Source organism: Micromonospora foliorum (assembly GCF_022229015.1).
Lineage (GTDB): Bacteria > Actinomycetota > Actinomycetes > Mycobacteriales > Micromonosporaceae > Micromonospora > Micromonospora foliorum.
In genome coordinates, this window is sequence record NZ_JAKKFF010000450.1 from 1 (window position 1) to 7,118 (window position 7,118).

Annotated in this window: 6 protein-coding genes and 1 pseudogene; 4 read left to right on the forward strand and 3 right to left on the reverse strand. The window is 74.1% G+C overall.

The features are described 5' to 3' along the window. A pseudogene (locus tag PSH25_RS27505) lies at positions 1-684 on the reverse strand (S8 family serine peptidase); the annotation flags it as partial. A gap of 133 nt (positions 685-817) precedes the next feature. Here PSH25_RS27505 and PSH25_RS27510 point away from each other — a divergent pair. Together PSH25_RS27510 and PSH25_RS27515 are read left to right on the forward strand one after the other, a co-directional pair. Continuing rightward, complete coding sequence (locus PSH25_RS27510) at positions 818-2,683, forward strand: glycerol-3-phosphate dehydrogenase/oxidase (protein WP_238661804.1); 1,866 nt, start codon at positions 818-820, stop codon at positions 2,681-2,683. Positions 2,684-2,771: 88 nt separating this feature from the next. Further along, the gene (locus PSH25_RS27515; protein WP_238661805.1) at positions 2,772-3,308 is read left to right on the forward strand and encodes a hypothetical protein; all 537 of its coding nucleotides are present in this window, start codon (positions 2,772-2,774) and stop codon (positions 3,306-3,308) included. Positions 3,309-3,318: 10 nt separating this feature from the next. Here the strand turns inward: PSH25_RS27515 and PSH25_RS27520 are convergent, their stop codons facing one another. Continuing rightward, entirely contained in the window at positions 3,319-4,719 is a 1,401-nt protein-coding gene (locus PSH25_RS27520) for an FAD-binding oxidoreductase (protein ID WP_238661806.1), read from the reverse strand. Positions 4,720-4,787: 68 nt separating this feature from the next. On the opposite strand from PSH25_RS27520, the gene PSH25_RS27525 reads away from it, so the two are divergent. Continuing rightward, on the forward strand, positions 4,788-5,072 hold the full coding sequence (locus tag PSH25_RS27525) for a DUF4031 domain-containing protein (protein WP_238661807.1): 285 nt from the start codon (positions 4,788-4,790) through the stop codon (positions 5,070-5,072). Here the strand turns inward: PSH25_RS27525 and PSH25_RS27530 are convergent. Continuing rightward, positions 5,044-5,700 carry an HD domain-containing protein gene (locus tag PSH25_RS27530; RefSeq protein WP_238661808.1) on the reverse strand — a complete coding sequence of 219 codons (657 nt, stop codon included), beginning with the start codon at positions 5,698-5,700 and terminating at the stop codon, positions 5,044-5,046. The two genes, PSH25_RS27525 and PSH25_RS27530, sit on opposite strands and share 29 nt — an antisense overlap. A gap of 106 nt (positions 5,701-5,806) precedes the next feature. On the opposite strand from PSH25_RS27530, the gene PSH25_RS27535 reads away from it, so the two are divergent. After that, complete coding sequence (locus PSH25_RS27535; protein ID WP_238661809.1) at positions 5,807-7,042, forward strand: FUSC family protein; 1,236 nt, start codon at positions 5,807-5,809, stop codon at positions 7,040-7,042. The last annotated feature ends 76 nt before the right edge of the window (positions 7,043-7,118 follow it).

The window sequence follows — 7,118 nt, forward strand, 5'->3', positions numbered from 1 at the left end:
CAGCAGCGCCAACCCGGCGGCGACCGCGAGCAGCGGCACCGGACCGAGCCGCCCCGGGCGTCGCTGGGGTCCGACCGGCTTCGGGCTCCCGGTGGCTTCGGGCCGTGTGGTGTCGCCGTCTTCGGCGGCCTGGGGCCGTGTGGTGTCGCCGTTCTCGGCGGCTTCGGGCGGTGTGGTGTCGCCGTCTCTGGCGGCCTGGGGCCGTGTGGCGTCGCCGTTTCCGGTGGGTGCCGGGCCGCCGACCGAGCCAACCAGCCCGGGGTACGCCCACCGGCGCGCCGACCAGCGCACGGCGAGTGCGCTGAGCAACGTGGCGCCGGCCAGCGCGGCGAGGTACGCCTCGTGGTGCACCGGCGGCACGACCCGCAGCAGTGTGAGCACGCCGAGCGCGAGTGCCCCGATCAACCAGGCCCGCCCGGTGGCCCGGACCGCGGCCGACCGGGGCAGGACGGCCAGCAGCAGGGCGGGCGTGCCGGCCAGCACGACGGTGGCCAGGCCGAGCACCGGCCAGAGCCAGCCGAGCCGGTCCCGTCCGAAGCCCAGCAGCACCTGGTCGGTGAGCCAACCACCGGTCTGGGTGCCCACGGTGACCGCAACCGTCCAGCAGCCGACCAGCACGGCCGCGACCACCGGCCACGGGGAACTGCGGTCGCTGAAACCGGGTTGCGCGGGTTGACCTTGCATCCGAGAACCTTACGACTACGACGAGAGGTTTCGACCCGACCGTCGCGTTCCGGGACTTCGAAGAACCGTGCAGATCTTGGACAGTTTCCGTCAGCCGCCCCAGGCAGGTGGCGCAGTGCGGGGCGGGCGGCGAATGTCGACCCGGTGGCACGGCGGTTACGGTGGACGGGTGCGCGACCCCAATGTCTCCCGATCCGTCGCCGGTCAGCTCTCACCGGTCCGCCGTGCGTCCGACCTGCGTCGACTGCGTGCCGAGCGCTTCGACGTGCTGGTCATCGGAGGCGGGGTGACCGGTGCCGGGGCCGCCCTGGACGCGGCGTCCCGGGGCCTGAAGGTGGCGCTGGTCGAGGCGCGTGACCTTGCCGCCGGCACCTCCAGCCGGTCCAGCAAACTCATCCACGGTGGCCTGCGCTACCTGGAGCAGTTGGAGTTCCACCTCGTCCACGAGGCGCTCACCGAGCGCGGCCTGCTGGCCACCCGGCTCGCGCCGCACCTGGTACGCCCGGTGCCGATCATGGTGCCGCTGCCGCCCGGGCGGGGCCTGCGGGACCTGCCGGCCCGGATCTTCCGCCGCTCGTACTACGGCGCCGGGGTGGCCGCCTACGACGCCTTCGCCGGGGTCTTCGGCGGCGGCCGGGGTATGCCCCTGCACCGGCACCTGACCCGGGAGGGCGCCCGGCGGATCTTCCCGAGTCTGCGGGCCGACGCGCTGGCCGGGGCGATCCGCTACTACGACGGTCAGGTCGACGACGCCCGGCTGGTGGTCACCCTGGCCCGCACCGCGGCCAGCCTCGGCGCAACGGTGGTGAGCAGTGCCCGCGCCGTCGGGCTGATCCGGCAGGCGCGCGAGGTGACCGGCGTGTGCGTCCGAGACCTGGAGGCGCCGTCGGGTTCGCCGGACGCGGAGTTCGAGGTGCAGGCCCGCACCGTCATCGCCGCCACCGGGGTGTGGAGCGACGACATGTCCCGGATGCTCAACGACGTGGGTCTGCGGCCCGGCGTCCGGGTGCGCGCCTCCAAGGGTGTGCACCTGGTGGTGCCCCGCTCGGCAATCACCGGCGAGACGGGGCTCATCCTGCGTACGGCGAGTTCGGTGCTCTTCGTCATCCCGTGGGGCGGGCACTGGATCATCGGCACCACGGACACCGACTGGCGGCTGGACCGCTCCCACCCGGCCGCCTCGGCCCGCGACATCGACTATCTCCTCCAGCAGGTCAACACCGTGCTGGACCGGCCGCTGACCACCGCCGACATCGAGGGGGTGTACGCCGGGCTGCGGCCGCTGCTGGCCGGCGAGGCGGACTCGACCTCGAAGCTCTCCCGGGAGCACGCGGTCTTCGAGCCGATGCTCGGGCTGCTGCTGGTCGCCGGCGGCAAGTACACGACGTACCGGGTGATGGCGTCCGACGTGGTCGACCGGGCCGCTCGCCGGCTCGGTGGCGCCCGCTCGTCGCGCACCGCCGACCTGCCGCTGCTCGGCGCCGACGGCTACCCGGCGATGTGGCGGGACCGGGCCGACCTGGCTCGCCGGCACGGCGTGCCGGTCGGCGTGGTGGAGCACCTGCTGGAGCGGTACGGCACCCTCACCCTGGACCTGCTGGCGCTTGTCGACGCCGATCCGCTGCTGGCGTCCCCGCTGGCCGGTGCTCCGGAGTACCTGGCGGCGGAGGTCGCCTACGCGGCGCGGGCCGAGGGCGCGCTGCACCTGGAGGACGTGCTGACCCGGCGGACCCGGATCTCGTTCGAGACCAGCCACCGGGGGCTGGAGTCGGCGGAGCACACCGCCGAGTTGATGGGCGCGGTGCTCGGTTGGGACGCGGCCACCCGGGCACGGGAGGTCGAGCACTACCGCGCCCGGGTGGAGGCGGAGCGGCAGTCCCAGTTGATGCCGGACGACGCGGCGGCGGACGCGGCCCGGCTCGGCGCCCCGGACGTCCGGGGTTACGCGGCCGACCGGGGTGGCGACGATCAGGCGGAGCTGCGCTCGTCCGCTCGGTGACGAATTGCGACGTTACCGATGGGTAACCATCGATACCGGCCCGGATGGTGGTTTCGAACGCTACCTACGGTGGGGTAGGTTTCCGCGCGTGCTACCCCGCGCGCACCCTCGTCTCCTCGTACCCCTCGTCGCCGTCGCGCTCGTCGGTGCCCTGACCGGGTGCTCGCTCTTCGACCGAGACAAGCCGGACACGCCGGTGGCGCAACCGACCGCAGGCACGGCGGGTGGTGGATCGCAACTGGAGATCCCCACCACTGTCGCCGCCGGTCAGGTCAGCCTGCTCCAGCGGCTCGGCGAGGACGGGCCGATGCGCACCCTGAGCGTCGAGCGGAACGGCGCGTGGCAGTGCGTCGACTGCGCCGGCGACGGCGTGACCTCCCGGGGCACCCTCGCACCGGAGCTGACCGAACGCCTCCAGGTGCTGCTCGCCAACCCGGCGCTGGCCGACGAGACCGACCAGGCCCGGCGGTACCGGACCACCTGCATCGACGCGCTGACGTCCAGTCTCATCACCGCGACCGGGCTGATCACCTCGCAGGACTGCCCTGGTGAGGAGCTCACGCCAGTCGCCGGGGAGATCCTGCTGCTGCTCACCCAGGCGACCCCGGCCGAGGTCAAGGGCTGACCGCAGCCCGTCAGAGCACCTTGCCCGGGTTGAGCAGGCCGGCCGGGTCGAGCGCCGACTTGATCGCCTGATGCACCCGGACCCCGACCGGCCCGATCTCCCGGGCCAGCCAGTCCCGCTTGAGCAGCCCCACCCCGTGCTCGCCGGTGCACGTGCCGCCCAGGTCCAGGCCGAGCCGCATGATCTCGTCGAACGCCCGCCGGCCCCGCTGCACGCTCGCCGGGTCGGCCCGGTCGACCACGATGTTCGGGTGCATGTTGCCGTCCCCGGCGTGCCCCACCACGCCGATCGGCACCTCGCACTCGGCCGCGATCCGGGCGACGCCGTCCAGGAGCGCGGCGAGCGCGCCGCGCGGCACCGCCACGTCGTCGATCACCAGACCGCCGTTGCCGCCCGGGTAGGCGTCCGCCGCGAACTTCTCCATGGCCGGGTGGGCCAGCCGGCGAGCCTGGAGCAGCGCCGCCGCCTCCACCGCGTCGGTGGCCGCGTAGACCTCGTCGGCGCCGACGGCCTCGCACACCTCGGCCAGCACGGCCAGGTCGTCCGCCGCCCGGGAGCCGGTGTCGGCGGCGGCCAGCAACAGGGCCTGCGCGTCGGTCCGCAACCCCATCGGCTGGTACGCCTCGATCGCCCGCAGGTGAGTCTGGTCCAGCAACTCCAGCAGGCTGGGGGTGAGCCCGCGAGCCGCGATCTCGGCCACCGCCGCGCCGGCCGTGGCGGTGGAGGGGAATACCGCCACCAGGGTCAGCGAGTCGGCCGGGGCGGGCCGCAGCGCCACGGTCACCTCGGTGATCACGCCGAGAGTGCCCTCCGAACCGACGAACAGCCGGGTCAGGTCGTAACCGGCCACCCCCTTGGCCGTACGCCGCCCGGTGCGCAGCACTTCGCCGGAGGCGAGCACCACCTCCAGGCCGAGCACGTACTCGGTGGTCACGCCGTACTTCACGCAGCACATGCCGCCGGCGTTGGTGGCCACGTTGCCGCCGATGGTGGACGACTCCCACGAGCCGGGGTCCGGCGGGTACCAGAGGCCCTGTTTGGCCACCGCCCCGGCCAGCGCCGCGTTGACCACCCCCGGTTGGACCACCGCGATGCGGCTCACCGGGTCGATCTCCCGGATCTCGGTCATCGCGACGGTGCTGAGGACCACCGCGCCGTCCACCGCGTTCGCCGCGCCGGCCAGCCCGGTCCGCGCGCCCTGCGGCACCACCGGTACGCCATGCCGCGCCGCGGCCCGGACCACGGCGACCACCTGCTCGGTGTCGCGCGGGCGGGTCACCACCAGCGGAACGCCTGCGGCGCACAGGTCGGCCTCGTCCCGCTGGTGCATACGCAGCAGGTCCGGGTCGGTGAGCACGGCGTCGTCACCGAGCGCGGCGCGCAGGTCGTCGAGGAGCGCGGTGGGGGGCATGCAGCCGAGGCTAGGTCGCCGACCGGCGATCATCAACATGATCGACTGGGCGGGATAACTTGGGCACCATGCTCTACCTGGACCGGCCGGCCTGGCCGTGGCGCGGTCGGCTCTGGTCGCACCTGATCAGTGACGTCTCGTACGCCGAGCTGCACGCCTTCGCCGAGGCGCTCGGCGCGCCCCGGCGTGGCTTCGACCGGGACCACTACGACATTCCGGCCGACCGGTTCGCGGCGGCGGTGTGGCTCGGCGCCCAGGTGGTGCCGAGCCGGGAGCTGGTCCGGTTGCTCCGCGCCGCCGGTCTGCGGCGGCCGAAGCACCTGGTCAGCCCGCGTCCTCCGGCTCCCCGGTGAGCGTGGCCAGCTCGCGGCGCACGTTGTCCCGGGCGGGCTCCTCCCACCGGCTCGCCAGCGGTGGCAGTCGGAACAGCGCCGGCAACGCCAGCAGCCCGGTCAACACGGCGGCCCGCCCGGCCCGGAAGGCCGGCTCCGGCACGTGGGCGTACTCCCGCCGGATCGCCGCCGCGTACCGCTCGTAGCGGGCCGGCGGCGCGGCCAGCACGGCCAGGTCCGCATCGCAGAGCAGCGCGCCGTCCCGGTCGTCCGGTGCCACCGTGTGCCCGGCGGTGAGCAGCACCAGCCGGCGCACCTCGGCCACCGTGGGCGCCGGCACCCCGAGACCGGCGAGCACGCTCTCGGCCAGTGCGGCGCTGTCGCGTTCGTTGGCGTCGCCCGCCGCCCGGGGGTCGTAGACCGCGTCGTGGAACCAGGCCGCCAGCCGGACCACGTCGGCCCGAGCGGCCAGGTCGGTGTGCTGGTCCACCACATCGAGCACCGCCGTCAGGTGGGCCAGCGTGTGATAGTGCCGGTGCGGCTCCCGCCACCGGGCGAGCAGCTTCTCCCCGGCCCGGGTGGTATCCGGATCGGACCTCGCGCCGGCATCCCGGGCCGCCGCCCGCCACCGGTCCAGCAGTTCACCCACCGCCCGAGTCTGCCGCATCCGTCCGCGACGCGCGGGAAGGGAGGGTTCAGCGGGCCCACCACGGGTAGTCGCGCCCATGGCCGTGGCCCGGGACAAGCGAGCTCCGATGGTGCGACGTACCCCGTTGCGTGAGGGGCTGGTGGACATCGACGGCGCGCGGATCGCCGAGGCCACCGAACAGCTGCGCCACCGTGGCCGGGCCACCCTGCACGACCGGCTGCACCGGGTCCGGATGGCCGGCGGACTCGCCGTGCAGGCCGGGCTGGCCGCCGGGCTCGCGTACCTGATCTCGCACAAGGTGCTCGGCAACCCGCAACCGGTCTTCGCGCCGATCTCCGCGGTCGGCACCCTGGCCGCGTCGGTAGGCCAGCGGTTCCGCCGGACCATCGAGTTGATCGTCGGGGTGGGGGTCGGAGTGGCCGTCGGCGACCTCCTGATCTACCTGCTCGGCACCGGGGCGTGGCAGCTCGGCCTGGTGGTCACGGTGGCGATCCTGCTCACCATCTTCGCCGGGGCGAGCGTGGCCATCGTCATCCAGGCGGCGGCCACGGCGGTGCTGATCGTGACGCTGAGCCCGTCGACCCAGAATCTGGAGATCCCCCGCTTCGTCGACGCGTTCCTCGGCGGTGGGATCGCGCTGCTGGTCACGGCGGTGCTGCTGCCGTTGAACCCGCTCCGAGTGATCAACCGGGCCGCCCGACCAGCCCTGGACCTGCTCGCCGCCCAGCTCGACGCCACCGCCGACGGGCTGCGCAACCGGGACCGCGCCGCCATCCAGAGCGCGCTGGAGAAACTGCGCAACAACAAGGAGGAACTGGCCACGTTGGGCGAGGCGATCGAGGGAGCGAAGGAGACGGCCACCCTCTCCCCGGCCCGCTGGCACCGCCGCGACGAACTCACCCACTACGCGGAGGCGGCCGACCCGATCGACCGGGCGATGCGCAACAGCGGCACGCTGATCCGCCGGTCCGTCACGCTGGTCGAGGACGAGGAACCGGTGCCCGATCCGATGCCGGACGCGGTCGGCCACCTCGCCGAGTCGGTCCGGCTGCTCAAGCACGAGTTCGCCGCCGGCGAGGAGCCGGAGAAGGCCCGGGAACGGTCGCTGCGGGCGGTCAGCGAGGCCGGCCGGGCGTACGGCGCCGGGGTCGGCTTCTCCGGCAGTGTGGTGATCGCCCAGATCCGCACCACCGCGAGCGACCTGCTGGTCGCCTCCGGGATCGAGCAGGAGGAGGCGAACCGGTGGATCCGCACCGCCTTCGGGGAGCAGGAGCGCCCGGTCGGTGAGCCCGCCGAGCCCGGCGAGACGCCTAAGCCACCCACCGCCCCGCCGGTCGGCTGAGCGCCGGCCACCGCCGGCCGGGCGTCAGCCCAGCTCGGCCAGCGCCGCGAGCAGCCGGTCCACCTCGGCTGCCGTG

Coding starts and splice junctions, on each gene's coding strand:
- PSH25_RS27535 (WP_238661809.1), top strand. CDS start 5,807: ATGGTGCGACGTACCCCGTTGCGTGAGGGGCTGGTGGACATCGACGGC.
- PSH25_RS27510 (WP_238661804.1), top strand. CDS start 818: ATGTCGACCCGGTGGCACGGCGGTTACGGTGGACGGGTGCGCGACCCC.
- PSH25_RS27520 (WP_238661806.1), bottom strand. CDS start 4,719: ATGCCCCCCACCGCGCTCCTCGACGACCTGCGCGCCGCGCTCGGTGAC.
- PSH25_RS27525 (WP_238661807.1), top strand. CDS start 4,788: ATGCTCTACCTGGACCGGCCGGCCTGGCCGTGGCGCGGTCGGCTCTGG.